This window comes from Flavobacterium sp. PLA-DH12, assembly GCF_059511845.1.
Map to the genome: position 1 here is coordinate 334,745 of NZ_JCAMPD010000006.1, position 15,215 is coordinate 349,959.

At 35.3% G+C, this 15,215-nt stretch carries 9 protein-coding genes; 2 read left to right on the top strand and 7 right to left on the bottom strand.

Annotated elements, in window-relative coordinates; genetic code table 11:
• Positions 1–207 precede the first annotated feature (207 nt).
• Positions 208–819, top strand: a complete 612-nt coding sequence (locus tag AC5ZCW_RS14310) for an RNA polymerase sigma factor (RefSeq protein WP_343542596.1) — start codon at positions 208–210, stop codon at positions 817–819.
• Between the two features lie 43 nt (positions 820–862).
• Here AC5ZCW_RS14310 and AC5ZCW_RS14315 read toward each other — a convergent pair whose 3' ends face one another.
• Complete coding sequence (locus tag AC5ZCW_RS14315; protein ID WP_496120607.1) at positions 863–1,612, bottom strand: MBL fold metallo-hydrolase; 750 nt, start codon at positions 1,610–1,612, stop codon at positions 863–865.
• 103 nt (positions 1,613–1,715) lie between these two features.
• On the opposite strand from AC5ZCW_RS14315, the gene AC5ZCW_RS14320 reads away from it, so the two are divergent.
• Positions 1,716–2,591, top strand: coding sequence for a LysR substrate-binding domain-containing protein (locus AC5ZCW_RS14320; protein WP_496120608.1), 876 nt, complete (start codon positions 1,716–1,718; stop codon positions 2,589–2,591).
• Positions 2,592–2,853: 262 nt separating this feature from the next.
• On the opposite strand, the gene AC5ZCW_RS14325 is transcribed toward AC5ZCW_RS14320, so the two are convergent.
• From AC5ZCW_RS14325 to AC5ZCW_RS14350, 6 genes are all read right to left on the bottom strand, one after another.
• Positions 2,854–4,761 carry a sialate O-acetylesterase gene (locus AC5ZCW_RS14325; RefSeq protein ID WP_496120609.1) on the bottom strand — a complete coding sequence of 636 codons (1,908 nt, stop codon included), beginning with the start codon at positions 4,759–4,761 and terminating at the stop codon, positions 2,854–2,856.
• Positions 4,762–4,923: 162 nt separating this feature from the next.
• A complete protein-coding gene (locus AC5ZCW_RS14330; protein ID WP_496120610.1) occupies positions 4,924–6,573 on the bottom strand; it encodes a GH35 family beta-galactosidase in 1,650 nt (549 codons plus the stop codon).
• 115 nt (positions 6,574–6,688) lie between these two features.
• Positions 6,689–8,899, bottom strand: a complete 2,211-nt coding sequence (locus AC5ZCW_RS14335) for an endo-1,4-beta-xylanase (protein ID WP_343542604.1) — start codon at positions 8,897–8,899, stop codon at positions 6,689–6,691.
• A 12-nt stretch (positions 8,900–8,911) separates the two neighbouring features.
• Entirely contained in the window at positions 8,912–10,285 is a 1,374-nt protein-coding gene (locus AC5ZCW_RS14340; protein WP_496120611.1) for a glycan-binding surface protein, read from the bottom strand.
• Positions 10,286–10,316: 31 nt separating this feature from the next.
• Positions 10,317–11,948, bottom strand: a complete 1,632-nt coding sequence (locus tag AC5ZCW_RS14345; RefSeq protein ID WP_343542608.1) for a RagB/SusD family nutrient uptake outer membrane protein — start codon at positions 11,946–11,948, stop codon at positions 10,317–10,319.
• A 10-nt stretch (positions 11,949–11,958) separates the two neighbouring features.
• Complete coding sequence (locus AC5ZCW_RS14350; RefSeq protein ID WP_343542610.1) at positions 11,959–15,126, bottom strand: SusC/RagA family TonB-linked outer membrane protein; 3,168 nt, start codon at positions 15,124–15,126, stop codon at positions 11,959–11,961.
• Positions 15,127–15,215: the final 89 nt, after the last annotated feature.

Sequence of the window (15,215 nt, forward strand, 5' to 3'; positions counted from 1 at the left end):
GATGATTTTTTTATTTCATGCAAGTGTTTTCTTTCAACAAAACTCTACTAATTAGGTAGAAATTATAAAGTAAAAGATTTATATTTGCATTTTTATTCCTTTTTTATTTGTAATAAATTTCAAATAGAAAAGTAAAAAAGAAGTCGTTTTGAGCAAATTCGGTTTACTTTTTAACCTAAAAAACTATTAATTTATATATTTGTTTTTATGAAGATTGAGGATTACAGCGACAATACTATTTTAATTGAATCTCTAAAAAATGGAGATGAAAGCGCTTATACCTACATTATTGATACTTATCATCATAAACTTTGCGTATATGCCAACAGTCTGGTTAAGAATGTTTACAGCGCCGAAGATATTGTTCAAAATGTTTTTATTAAAGTCTGGGAACAGCGAACGAGATTAAAAGCAGATCATTCTCTAAAAAGCTTTCTTTATAAATTGACTTATAATGAATTTATCGATTTATATCGAAAAAATCAGTCTTTGTTTTCTCTTGAAAAATCATACTACGATGCTTTGAACGGAATTGTTCAGGAAGAAGATTCAGAAGCTTTTCAAAGAGTTTTGAATGCTGTGAATAAAGAAATTCAAAACCTGCCTCCAAAATGTAAAGAGGTTTTTATTCTGAGTAAAAAAGAAGGTTTAACAAATATCGAAATTGCAGAACACCTTGACGTTTCAATAAAAACTGTCGAAGCACAGATTACCAAAGCATTTTCTATTCTGCGTTCTTCTTTGGAAGAAAAAATAAAGAGCGTTTTATTTCTTCTATTTTCTGCCAAAAAAAAATTCAGACTAAATAATTTAATCTGAATTTTCCTTTTATTGTTTTAAAGCTGAAATTGATTGTAAAGCTTTAGGATACGTATTTCATTTTTTCTTCGATAAATTCTAGAATTGGCTCTTTCATATCGTGATAAAAAAGCACTTTCCAGTTTTCATCTTTTGCCTGCTGTTCCCATTTTTTGCGAGATTCCCTAGCGCGTTTTCCGTCAAAATCAGTTTTATAGGCAACATGCATGGACCAATATATTTTTTGTGGTAAATCGTCGGCTCCATAAAAAACAATCTCATCATCGGCTTTAATCCAAAAAACTTGATGAAATTGGGTATGTCCAGCAGAGACTTCATAGAAAATTTCGTTAGTAATTTGTCCGCTGTCAGCATTTAACAATTCCACGTTTGGAAGATTTTCCAACTCATTCAATATTTCAGGAACGTAAGACGGATTATTGATTTGTTCTAAAGCAAAATCTATTTCGCGTTTTTGAATATAAATTGTCGCATTTGGAAAATTCTGAACCAAATTTCCGTTTTCAAAATAACCAATTCCTTCAATATGATCTTTATGTAAATGCGAAACCAAAATTTTTGTTATCTGTTGAGGTTCGATATTGTTTTTTCGTAAAATTTCATAAATAAACGGAACTCCATTATTTACAAATCCCAATCCGAAATCTAATAAAATAACATCATTATCAGTGATAACCACAAAAGGCTGAATGGCCATTTTTAAACCTGAATCGTTTGATCCGTCTGACAAAAGTTTAAATTCTTTTTTAGAATTGGCAACATAATTTCCTTCTTGTAATGCTATAATTTCCATTTTGTTTCTGGTTTAATTTTGCAACACGACAAAGTTCTTAAGAATTTCTATATTTGTAAAGCCTTATTTTTCGATAAAATCAATCGATAAAACCGATTTAGAAATGGAACTCCGACAGCTAAAATATTTCTTGAAAGCAAAAGAATTACTGAATTTTACCGAAGCGGCTTCGGCACTTTATATTAGTCAAAGCACGTTATCACAGCAAATTAAACAGCTTGAAGACGAATTGCAGGTTCCGCTTTTTAACCGAATCGGAAAAAGAATTACGCTTACCGAAGCTGGAGATTTGTTTGCCGTTTACGCCCAACAATCTGTCAACAAAGCTTCTGACGGATTGGAATTACTAAAAGACTTAAATAATCTGGAAACAGGAAAAGTGGCAATTGGCGTAACGTATGCATTGCGCCACGTGGTGACAAAAGCACTGATTTTGTTTAGTTCGGAATATCCTAAAATTCAATTCGAAATTGTGTTTGGAACTTCGCAGGAATTAATTCAGAAACTAAATCATTTTGAACTTGATGTAATACTGACTTTTGAAGAAATTGCTGCCGAAGCGCACTTTAAATATCTCGAACTGTTTACTTCGCCAATGGCTTTGGTTACAGCATCAGAGACGCCTTTAACTCATAAAAAAAGTATTTCTCTAGATGAGGTGAGTTCTTTGCCGCTTGCACTTCCGTCGAGTGGTTTCAGTACGACACAATTTATCAATAAAGCTTTTGAAAAAAGTAATTTAAACCCAAAAGTTACGATTGAAATAAACGATATTCCCACTTTGCTTGAACTAATTAAAACTGGAAAATGGCATACTATTTTGACCAAAACCACTATTGAAAACGAGAAAGATTTGTACGCCATTCCGATTCAAGGCAAAAATATGACACGAACTGCCATGCTTATTTCTTTGAAGGAAGTATATGAGAAAAAAGCGGTTACGGCATTTTTGAAAATGCTTGTAGAAAATTTGAAGTAATTTTTAAACATCAATATTTTACCGCAAGTCCCAGCGGGACGAAATATTTATAGAAACAATTATTCCCATTTCAAAAAAGCCCCAGCGGGGTAAAATATTGATTACAAACAATTATGGCGCTCCTCTGGAGCTTTTGCCGAAAGCGGATTAATTAATCTATAAATATTTCATTCCTCCGAAATTTATCCTGAGAAAAAAATGTCTACAGCAAACTTTGTCAAAGTTTAAAACTTTGACAAAGTTCTCGTTACCTAAATAAATTCTACTTCAACTCTGCTTCAAATGGCGAAGCTGGTAAGTCTTCTTTATTGTATAAATTAGCTTCAGAAGGATTATCTGCCCAAGCGTAACGAACTTTTACAGGATTTGCAACCGAGTCATTCCAAACTACGATTTTGTCCCCTTCAATAATTGCTTTTGCCCAAACAAACTTTCCGTCGGTTCCCGCGATAGCAAATTCTTTTAATTCGTTTTCTTTTTTAATCATGAAACCAGATCCAATATTGGAAAAACTTAAAACCAATTTGTTTCCATTTTGTTTCATAGATTGAAAAAGCGGACCCGAAGCTGTTACGTTTTTATCCCCATAAACCAACTTCTTTGCCTGAAGTGCTAATCTTCTGCCAACATCATATTTATTTAATGGATGAATATCGTTCCATTCGCCTAAATCTATGGTTATAGCCAATCCCGTGTTCGGAACTTTCAGCGTATTTAACTGCTGTTGTCTTAAAGCTGCCCAACTGCTTTCTGAAGGTTCTGGTTTTGGCTCCATAAAATTTGGAAGCTGCACTAATAAAAAAGGTAAATTTTCCTGTTTCCATTGCGCTCGCCAATTTGTTATTAGAGATTCCATTAAAGTTCCATATTCCAAAGGCTTTTTGGTATTGGCTTCTCCTTGATACCATAAAACGCCTTTTATTGGGTAATTTTTCAAAGGTGCAATCATCGCATTGTAAAGTCCGACCGGTTTCCAGCGAACGAAAGTCTGTCCAGGAAGCGGTTCCATTTTTGAACCTAATTTGTACTTCCAAACGCCTTTTAAATCAACTGTATTATCGCCAATAATGAGTTCATAAGGTTTATCGGTTACAAAACCTCCTCTCCCTGAATTGTTGATAACGCGAACTGTAATCTCGTTTTTACCTTCTTTTAAAACATTTGCATTAAAAGAATAAATTCTTGGTGGATATTGGTACGAAGTTGTTCCAACAAAATTTCCGTTTACAAAAACCGAATCGGCATCTACAATTCTTCCTAGAATCAATTTTGCCTGATTTTCTTTTACTTTTTCCAGAACAAAATCTTTTTTAAACCAAACCGAACCGTTTGTTTTTCCAAGTTCTCCATCAGCCCAATAACCTGGAATGTTCATTACTTTCCAATCTGAAGTTTCAACAGAATTCCTCCATTTCTCTTTCAGTCCAAGATCGGTTTCATTCAGTTTTTTATACCATTCTGAACTTACTTTTCGGTCATTTGCGTCGATTTGTTTTTCGAGTTTTCCGTCTTTAAATTTTAAATATTCCTCATAATACTCGGGAAATTTTTTAATGCTCTCTTCGCTAATCCAAGATTCTGCTGGAGAACCGCCCAAAGCGCTGTTGATTAACCCAATTGGAATTTTATACTTTTCGTATATTTCTGTAGCAAAGAAATAACCAACTCCAGTAAACTGTAAAACGTTTACAGGATTTGCTTCAACCCAAGAACCAGATGAAAAATCGTTTCTTTCTTTTTCGAAATAATATTCATCAGGAACCAAAAATTGTCGGATTTGCGGATTTGCAGATTTTGCAATAACATCTTTGTATTTGTCTTTTAAGCGATCCATCGGCAATTCCATATTCGATTGGCCAGAACACAGCCAAACATCACCAAAAAGGATATTTTTCAAGACAATTGTGTTGGATGCTTTTAAAGTCATTTCGTAAGGTCCACCTGCTTTTTGAGATGGAAGCTGAATCGACCATTTTCCGTCTTGAGCCGTTGTGGTTTTGTATGTTTTACGATTAAACTCGAGTTCGATTTTTTCGTTTGGCGATGCCCAGCCCCAAATATTAACTTTTGTATCGCGCTGCAATATCATTCCGTCACTTATCAATCGCGGAAGTTTTATTTGCGCGTTGATGCTAACTGTTATTAAAAATGCTAATATTATTTTTTCCATTATAATCTGTTTTATTTTTTTTTAGCCACGAATTCACGAATTTTTCTAATTCTTATCTTTGTGTTTTAATTATCTCAATTACACAAATTAATTTGTGTAATTGAATTACTCTACAGACAAAGATTTTAAAAAAAATTCGTGAATTCGTGGCGAATAAAAAACCTATTCGTAACTATATAATTTTATTTTTTGAATTTCGTAATCTCCAACTGAAATTCTTAAATGTCTCCCTTGATGGGTTTGATCTCCGTTAAAATGTCTGATGGTTTTCCATTTTTCATTTTCAAACTTGCCTTGATCGGTTTTTAAAATTCCTGCATTTACATTTCCTTTTAATGGTTTAAAAGTAACTACAATTCCTGAACCTGAAATGTAAAATTCATCTTTGGCAATTTCTATAATAATGGCGCTTGACATTGGCCATGTTTCAGCTTTTGCTCCATCTGACCAATTTAGCGTATAATCGTGTTTGAAAGTGAATTCGTAATCGCCCATTTTAATGATTTGCGTATTATTTACCTTGTCTAACAAAACACCGTCAATTTTTCCTTGTCCTTTATTGGCTTCAATTGTTGAAGTTAACTGTTGCACTAAATCGTATATTTTTCCTAGAGGTTCTTTTTTGGCATCGGCAACAGATTCTATTGAAAATGGCGAAAAACCAATCGCTTCATAATGCCCAATGGCATATAAACCTTTAAAAGGCGCGGTTTCATCAAAACGGTGTTCTGGAATAAATAACGGATCGCCTTGACGGGTAAATAAATCATTCCATTGTTTGAACGACGGATTGTAAAAATCTGGTGCTAAAAAATCGATCGCATTTCCAGCCGCTTTCCATACATCCATAATATGTGGCAAAGGTCCAGCGCTTGGATATTGTCCCGGTTTTTTTTCTGGTGCATTTAGAGCCGCGTTTACAAACATAGGAAGTGGATAAATATCTTTTCCTGCTTTGGCAATTATGTTGGTGAATTTTGAGAAATACCAAGCCATAAAAATTTCATCAGTATGAAGTCCTTTTCCAAAAACTTCTTCCCAGTTTCCTTTTGTTTTGAATCCGTTTTTCTTCCAGATTTCTGAAAATTCGGGAACAAGTTTTTCTTTATTTTTTTGAAGGTATTGCAGCAATTCTTTTGGAACTTCTTTTTTGAAAGCTTCATTTGCTAACGGATGATAATCACGTGCAGTTGGCAGCATTCCGATTTCATTCTCAACCTGAATCATGATTACGGTTTGCTCTTTTTGATCGAAATCTTTAATGTGAGCCATTAGTTTTTTGAATGCATTCAAATCGGCTTGAAGATTGTTTTCGCTAAAAGGCGTTAAAATCTCATGACTTTTGTTGGTATCGTCTTTAACTCTTGGATATTTTTTCTGATTGAGTTTTACCCATTCTGGCGCATGACTTGACATACTGTTTTTCCAAGATCCGAACCACAGAAAAACAAGTTTTAAGTTTTCTTTTCTTGCACGAAGAATTAAATCATCTACCAACTGAAAATCAAATTTACCTTCTTCTGGTTCTATCAATTCCCAATAAACAGGCGTGAGAACGGTGTTGAGGTTCATGTCTACCAATTTTGGCCAAATGGTTTCCATGCTTTCCATACTTGTGGCAGAAGAGTTTCCAAGTTCTCCTCCACGAATCAAAAATGATTTTTCGTTTACAATTAATTGTGTTTTGTTTCCTTTTTTCTGAAGATGGGGTATGTTTTGACAAAAACCAGACTGGATCGTCAATAAAGCCATTAGAAGGAAACTGTTTTTTATAAAAAAACTGATTCGATTTGTTTTATGAGTAAAAGCCATTTCGATTTGTTTTTTGCTCGTATAGATCTTGAGCTGTAAAAATTAAGAAAATAAATAATCCATAGTACAAACCATTTTTACAGATTTGCACTATGGATAATTACTAATTAAATATTTAAGGTTTTTGTAATTCTCCTGAGAAACCTAAACTCACGTCTTTTCCTGCAAGTCCGTCTGCTGCGCCTTTGTAAGCATGCTTACGAACGTAGTTTGCATCCCAAAGATTTGGAGATTCGTTTGGAAGCCAGTATTCATGTTCTTTAGAATTATCAGATACTCCCCAAATTGTAATTCCGTATTGTTGCCCTACAGGAATGTATTTTTTGTACATATCAATAACATATTGGTACATTTCTGCCTGAGAAGCCTGCTGTGCAACTGTTGGCGTAGCAGTACCTAATCTAATATCTAACTCAGAAATTTTGATCAATTTTCCTGTGGCTGCCAGTTTTTGAAACATTTGAACAATTTTATCTTTATCGGTTGTCAAGCCAATATGCATCTGTGTTCCAATTCCGTCAACTTGAGCGCCTTGGCTTTCAATGTATTTTACATATTCGATTAATCCGTCACATTTATCTAATCTAGATTCTAGGTTGTAATCGTTTATGAAAAGTTTGTCGGTTGCATTTCCGTATTGGCGTGCCAATTTGAATGCTTTTACAGCGTAATCTTTTCCTAAATATTTTACCCATGAGAAATAATCTGTTGCTGTATCACCTTCAGTTCCGTTTCTTAATGTTCCATCTTCTTTCATTGGTTCATTTACAACATCCCAAGAGAAAACGCTTGTTTTGTAGTGTGTCATCATTTTAGAAATCCAATCTGTCATGGCATCGCCAATAATTTTGGTTTTCTCAGCATCTGTCTTTTCAATTGTTACAGGTGCTGTAGGTCCTCCGCCAGTAGTTGATCCATCAGTTACCAGAACATTATCGATATAATAAGTTCCAGCAGCTCCTCCTAAATCAAAACCAAAACCAGTCTCTCCACCTTTTGCTGTAATTTTCCATTCGATTTGTTTCCATGTAGTTGTAGTAGTCTGGTCTCCCTGATAACTTGCTACTCCTGATGGTGTTGTTGAACATCTTACAGAACCATTTGCTTCAGAACGAATCATATAAGAAATAGTATAGCTTTTTCCTGCCACTAATGCAGAAGTAAAAGTGGTCTGAATTTGAGTTTTCCATTGGTTCGAAGCATCAGATGTAGCGTTTACTACTTTCATTGATCCACTTCCTTCATAAACATTTGAAGCTCCTGTTCCTGCACTTAAAGCATCTGCTGCTCCGTTGGCTTTACTCCAGCCTGTAATACCTGAATTAAAATTTCCGTTAGCAATCAGATTAACTGGTCCTGTTGCGGCATCCAAATCAACAACTGCCAAAGTATTGGCGTCGATTAAATACGTTACGTTTGGAAGATATCCTAAATCTAAATTAAACTGAAAACTTGTACTTCCTGATGCAAAATCGCCTGGAGCCAATTTGATTTTTACCTGCTGCCAAGTAGAAGTTGTTGCAAATGCTTCTGTCCATGTTCCTCCTGTTGCAAACCAGTCTTTGTATGGATATTGATTGGTTAATGAAGCATTGAATGAAATACGCCCTTTACCTGCAACATCAGATTTGATATAAAATGAAATTTCATAATTATGTCCTGAAACAATTGGCACATTTGGCGAAGTAAGCTGCAAATTGTAAGCTGCAGAAGAACTTGCGCTTGATGCTAATTGGATTGCTGCAGAAGTGCTAGTTAGGCCAGAATTGGCAACTGTTGTGATTCCTTTCCCTGGATTATTTCTAGTCCATCCTGTGAAAGTTCCGCTTTTAATAGGTGTTAGATCCAAAACATTTGTGCCGCTTGAACCTGGAATTACTGTTGGGGCAATAATACCGTTTAGATAACTTGCATTTTGGTTGGAATGCCAAACTAAAGTATGTCCAAAAACTTTTAATCCTGCGCTTTTTGTTGCAGCGATAAAAGCATCCACATTGGCAAAATCAATTGCTCCTTTAGCATTTACCATGGCACCGTGTTTCATTTCGTAACCTGGTGTAACTTCATCAAAGTTTTCGTTTACAATTTTTCTATAAGTGGCATCGCTCATGTATAAACTGATTCCGATTCCGTTTCCTAATGAAAAATCCGAATAGTTTTTTAATGGTTCGTAACGGCTTATTTTCTCTACTAAAGCCAGCGGAAGCTCAGCTCCAGTTACTTCGCCATGTTCTGGGTCTTTTCCCCACTCCATCAAGTTGTCATCGCAAGAAGCGAATAACAACAATGATGAAGCAATTACAGGTAATATCTTTATATATTTCATTTTGGTCATTTTTTAGTTAGGGAAATCATTATAAACTGGTGCGTCTAATGGTACAATTCTCCAGTTGTCTGTGTACACTTTTACAGAAGTTGCTTTTGAAGGGAATTCTACTTCACTTGTGTTTCCTAGCACATCTTTCATTTTTACATCCAAATTTTCGAACCAAATACCAAAGTTTTGATACGTTGCGGCTTCACGATAAGCTAAAACAGTTTCAAATGTTGAGGCTTCTTTAGACCATTGATAAAACTTGTTTAAAGGAATAGTAATCGTTACCCATCCTGTAGTCTGGAAAGCGACGGATTTTCCATCAACTAACCAAGGAATATAATTATACACTCCTCCAGACCATGCTCCTGCGTTGAAATTATTAATTGTACATATTTTTAAATATCCTGAATCTTTCCATGCATCTGGTACATAGATATCAAACTGAAATGCTACTTTATCCAACGGTGTGGTTGCTGGAATAAAAGGAGTAAATTGAGCTCTCCAGTTATCAACACCTGTTCCTCCTGTCCAAACTTCTGTTGCTCTTCCTGTAGCTGCTGCAATTGAAGTAAGACGAGATGGACGATGCGGTACGTATTTACCTTGAGAAAGATTTCCTGCTCCAATTGAAGCTGATTCCAAATCAGTTCCTAAAATCATACCGGTTGCTGGTGGTGTTCCCCAGAAACTATGTTGTCCTCTTCCGTCAAAATCTAAAATAATAGCTCTTTTACAGTTAAAGTACGCTGGAGAATATACTCCTCCATTTGATCCTTGTACGAATATTGAACCTCCATTATCCGAAACTCCATTTGGAACCACGACTGTAAATGATTCTCCATCTTCGTCTGAAACAATTCCAGTTGTAACCTCAACATTGCCTGGGAAAACTACTTTGCTTACTTCTGTTAAGCCACTTCCGTAAACTGTAATTTTTTCTCCTGCATTAGGCATTGTATTTGAAATTCTCGTAATTTCTGGTCTCCCTGCTCTAATTTCAAAAGGAAAAGTAAATTCGTTATTATCATTGACAAAACGGATTGTATTTCTTACTGATGGATCTGCTTCTAAAATTGGAGTATCTGCAGAAACGCTTACCAGCATCGAATTATTAGAGACAAAAACCACATTAAAGTAAGTTGAATATCCGTTTATGTAAACTTTCTTTAATCCTGAAAATCCAGAACCTTCTATACGTAATAGCTGTCCTAAACGGGCAAAAGTTACTTCTCTGTCTGGCACAGATGAGTTTACATCTTCTAAAAACACTTTTGTAATTGTAATTGTGCTTCCTTCTGAATCGTTGTTATCGCAAGAAGTAAACAGCATACCAAAAACCATCATGCTTAACAGTGCAATTGACGCCCAATACTTTTTAGTTAAAATATATTTCATATTTATGTCTTTTAGTTTTTTATTTCTGAAACTAGAATAAGTCTTTTATTTTCTCTTCTGTAAATTGATACGGAACTGGATTTTCTCTCAATAACGGATTCTGAACTAATTCAGATTCTGGATAAGGAAGTGTGAAAATTGTTGCATCGATTACACCAATTGCTCTCGGACTTGTAGCTTTTGAAGCATCAACCGTAACTGTATTTGTTGCTGTGTCGTATAAAATTGGAGTTATTGTTCCTCTGTTTTGTCCTGTTATATAGTTGATTACTTCTTGTTGTTTGTAGTAAGCTCTTCTAACTAAGTCGTACCAGTATTGTCCTTCCATACACAATTCGACTCTTCTTTCGTGAATAATATCAGCATAAGTCAAAATTGTTTTTGGGTTTAATCCTGCACGTGTACGAAGTCTGTTTACAACCGAAATCGCTGTTGCATCAGCAGTTGATGCATTGTTTCCTAAAGCTGCTTCTGCATAGTTCAAGTACACTTCTGCTAGACGTAACATATACGTATTTAAAGCAGAATTCATACGGGTAATTTTAGAATTGTCTTTTGTAGAACCTACCACACCTTTTTTAATTGTAAGGAAATCAGCACTGTGATCTACAGTATAACCGCCGTTTGCTTTATTGATTTCAGCATAATGGTCGTTGTCTCCCATAAAAGTTGCTCTACGGCGAAGATCTTTTGATTCATATTCTTGTAAAACATTATAAGAAGCTCTGGTCCAATATCCCCAAGCAGCATCGTCTCCTGTAATATCAGAACCTAATGCAAAATAGGCCTGCTGCGTATTGTTTACTCCATAATCTCCATTAGGAACCCATTGAAGCGCAAACATCGATTCTGTATTATTGTTATTGTCAATCATGAATAAATCTTCATAATTTGCCATTAAACTATAAGGTCCAGAACTCATTACTTTTTCTGCCGCTTTTTTGGCTAAATCAAGATATTCCTGATTGCGCGTTCCGCTGTTTGGATTGTCGCTCACTCCCGAAAATGATAAGTAAACACGAGATAACATTCCGTAAGCGCTGTATTTTGTTAAACGTCCAGCTTGCCCTGCTGTTTCTGGAAGATATTTAGCTGCAAATTCTAAATCACGCATCGAAAATTCGTAAACATCTTTCATTGGATTTTTGTTCACGATTGGATTTTTTACCAATTCGCTCGGGTCAGTAGAAATGATAACATCTCCCCATAACGAAGCCAAATACCAATAAGCGGTTCCTCTCATAAAGCGAGCTTCGGCAATATATTTGTTTTTAACAGTTGCGTTCATTGAACTTCCAGAAATTCCAATAATCACATTATTAGATTGCTGAATCACATTATACAAAGATGCCCAAGCCGAAACCAAAGGTCCTGTTAATCCCGTTTCTGTTAAATCTGTAAACGGATAAACGTAATCTGAGAAAGGTGCGTACATGTTTGCGGCACGTCCATCTCCTAATCCGTAATAGAATTTATCATTAAAATCGAACCAAACTTTGTTGTATAAAGGTCCTGTTGCGGCCTGAAAATCAGATTCCGTTTTATAAAAATTTTCTTTTGTAATTACATCATTTGGTTCAACGTCTAAAATGTCGCTGCAACTCGTCCAAACAAATGGCAATGCAATAATTAAAGCCGTGTAAAATATTTTCTTTGTTTTCATTGTGCGCTTTTTAGAAATTAACTGTTAATCCAAGTGTAGTGATTGTTGGTGAAGGATAACGTCCGTTATCGACACCGTTTAAAAGCTGATTTTGATTTATTGCACCAACTTCTGGATCGTATCCTTTATACTTCGTAAAGGTTAAAATATTCTGCATGTTTGAAGTAACCTTTACATTTGAAATACCGTACTTAGTGTATAAATCTTTAGGAAGATTATATGATATTGAAATGTTTTTAAGTCTTACATAAGAAGCGTCTTCTACAAATCTATTGCTCAAACGATAATTTGATGCTGAAGAAGCCGAAGAAGCTCCAATTCTTGGCATGTAAGGATCTCCGCCTACAATCTGAACGTTACGATAATCGTTTGGTCCATTCGGGTCGATTAATTCTAATTGTGCATATCCCAAAGCAGTTTTTAGCAAGTTGGTATTCTCACGAGGGTTTTCTAACCATCTTCTTTGATAGTTTAAAGCCTCATTTCCATAAGATCCTGTAAATAAAATACTCACATCAAACCCTAAGAAAGAGAAACTATTGTTAAGACCAAAAGTAAAATCTGGATTAGGATTACCAATATAACCAGCATCTTTTTCGTTAATTACACCATCTTTGTTTACGTCTTCAAACATATAATCTCCAATCCAAACACCATTTTCGCCAATTGCCATTCCTTCTGGCAATGCGGTTGGTTTTACCACTCCATTAGCATCTTTATAATAGAAATCTGTTGCTTTTTCAAAACGTCCGATTACTTTATAACCGTAAAATTGTCCTATTTGCTGTCCCACAGCAGTACGAGTTACAACCGTTACATCTGAACCCTGCTGTAAGGTCTGATCGTAAACACCAGATTCTGAATTCAATTTCAATACTTTAGATCGGTTCATCGTCATATTGAAATTTGTTTTCCAAATAAAATCTTTTCTCTGCATGTTGACCGTGTTTATTGTAAACTCCAAACCTTTATTTTCTAGAGAACCGACATTAGCAAAAGGTGGTGATGTAGCTCCCTGGCCTGTTGTACCTACATAAGCTGGAAGCGATAATCTAAGTAATAAATCTTCTGTTTTCTTGTAATAAGCATCGGCTGTAATTTCAATTCTATTATCCAAAAATCCAATGTCTACACCAATATTGGTTTGCTTCGATTTTTCCCATTTCAAATCTGGGTTAGCCGTATTGGTCGCAATTTGCCCACTTCCCCAATTGGTTGCTGAAGTACCATAAACAGAAGTAAAAGCATTATTTGGCACACTTGAATTTCCTGTAACTCCCCATCCTGCACGCAATTTCAGGTTGCTAATAGTTTGGTTTTCTTTTAAAAATGATTCGTTTGAAACTTTCCATGCGAAAGCAGCAGATGGAAACCAATCCCATTTGTTGCCTTCGGCAAATTGTGAAGATCCATCTCTTCTAATTGTACCAGTTAAAATATATTTGTCGTCGAATGTGTAGTTTGCTCTTGCAAAATAAGAACTAAGCGACTTTGTCGAACTTCCATTTGAGTTTCTAGCTGTTGTTGGGTCTCCTGCATTTAAATCTGTAGCTCCGTTTGTTAAATAGCCAGAACGATATCCGTAAAGGCTTTCCCCATTTTGCTCTTGCATTTCTTGCCCTAAAATAGCGTTTACGGCATGTTTCCCAAACGCTTTATTATAAGTCAATAAATTATTCCAAATCCAGTTTTCTCCATTACTTTTTGTTCTTGATCCTTCTCTAACTTCATTTGATAATGCTCCAAAAGTGTAAGATGGATTAAAAGTATAACGGTTTCCAAAACCATAATCAATAGAATAGGTTGTTTTAAACTTTAAATCTTTTGTAAAACCAATTTCTGCGTAAACATTTCCTCTAATTCCGTAGTCTTTTCCGTGATTGTCTTTCAGCATTGCAATTCCTAATGGATTGGTTTGAACGAATTCTGTTGTATCTGGTCCGTCAAAAGTTCCATCAGCATTTCTTGCTGCCACGTTTGGAGTTTGTTTTAAAGCAGTTAAGATTACCGAGTCATCATTAACTGTAGTAACTTGGTTGCTTTTATAGGCATTCAAATTAACTCCAACTTTCATCCATTTCTTTACCTGAGAATCAACTACAGCTCGAATTGTCATACGATCGAAAGAAGATCCGATAATAGTCCCATCCTGATCAAAATAAGACATTCCTAATGCGTATGTAGTTGTATCAGATCCGCCTGACGCAGATAAATTATAGCTTTGAATTAAACCTGTTTGAAATAATTCATCTTGCCAATTTGTTCCTTCACCTAATAAATCAGGACGAATAAAGTATGGATCTCTCTGAACGATCCCTAAATCTGCTCTCGTGTTTTTTAACGTCCCATATTCTCTTAAATTTAATACCTGCAATTCTTTAGGCATTTGCTGCCAACCTACATAGCTGTCAAAATTTAAAGTTAAATCTCCTTTTCTACCTGTTTTAGTAGTCACCATAATTACACCATTGGCAGCTCTAGATCCGTAAATTGCAGTTGCAGAAGCATCTTTCAAAATATCGATAGAAGCAATATCGTTAGGGTTAATCCCTGAAAGCGGATTTGTATTTAAAGAACCTGAATTACCATCTATAATCACACCATCAATAACATAAATTGGTTCGTTTGACCCAGTAATAGAACTGATACCGCGAATACGTACCGAAGAACTTCCTCCAGGCGTACCACTATTTTGCTGTACCTGTACCCCAGCTGCGCGCCCCTGCAATACTTGCTCAAAAGTTGAAGAAACAGATTGTGCTATGGCAGCACTAGAAACAGAAGAAATAGCTCCTGTTAAATCTGCTCTTTTTGCGGTTCCGTACCCGATAACAACAACTTCTTTCAAATCATTTAAATCTTCTTCTAGTACAGCATCAATTTTAGTTTTATTGTTCACTGCAACATGATGAGGTTTATATCCAATAAAGCTAAAGACCAAAATACTATTATTGGGAATAGCTTGAAGCGTATACGTTCCGTCAAAATTTGATACCGTACTTGTTTTGGTTCCTTTTACAATAATATTGACACCTGGTATTGGTCCGACACCATCAGTTACAGTACCTGTAACAGTAATTTGTGCATTTACCGTAGCAGAAAATACCATCATCAGGATTAAGAACCCCAGATTCTTAAAGTATTTAGATCTGCTTTTAGTAATTAAAAAGTTAGTCATAAATAATTGGTTTAATGAGTTAATAGTTGGTTTAGTTAGTTTTCGTTTTGATTGACTTTGCTATCCATTTTTATTTTAACATTTCTAAC

Bases quoted from the DNA above. Each gene is read 5' to 3' on its own strand.
- AC5ZCW_RS14310 (WP_343542596.1), top strand. From the start codon at position 208: ATGAAGATTGAGGATTACAGCGACAATACTATTTTAATTGAATCTCTA.
- AC5ZCW_RS14335 (WP_343542604.1), bottom strand. From the start codon at position 8,899: ATGAAATATATAAAGATATTACCTGTAATTGCTTCATCATTGTTGTTA.
- AC5ZCW_RS14345 (WP_343542608.1), bottom strand. From the start codon at position 11,948: ATGAAAACAAAGAAAATATTTTACACGGCTTTAATTATTGCATTGCCA.
- AC5ZCW_RS14350 (WP_343542610.1), bottom strand. From the start codon at position 15,126: ATGACTAACTTTTTAATTACTAAAAGCAGATCTAAATACTTTAAGAAT.
- AC5ZCW_RS14325 (WP_496120609.1), bottom strand. From the start codon at position 4,761: ATGGAAAAAATAATATTAGCATTTTTAATAACAGTTAGCATCAACGCG.
- AC5ZCW_RS14315 (WP_496120607.1), bottom strand. From the start codon at position 1,612: ATGGAAATTATAGCATTACAAGAAGGAAATTATGTTGCCAATTCTAAA.
- AC5ZCW_RS14340 (WP_496120611.1), bottom strand. From the start codon at position 10,285: ATGAAATATATTTTAACTAAAAAGTATTGGGCGTCAATTGCACTGTTA.
- AC5ZCW_RS14320 (WP_496120608.1), top strand. From the start codon at position 1,716: ATGGAACTCCGACAGCTAAAATATTTCTTGAAAGCAAAAGAATTACTG.
- AC5ZCW_RS14330 (WP_496120610.1), bottom strand. From the start codon at position 6,573: ATGGCTTTTACTCATAAAACAAATCGAATCAGTTTTTTTATAAAAAAC.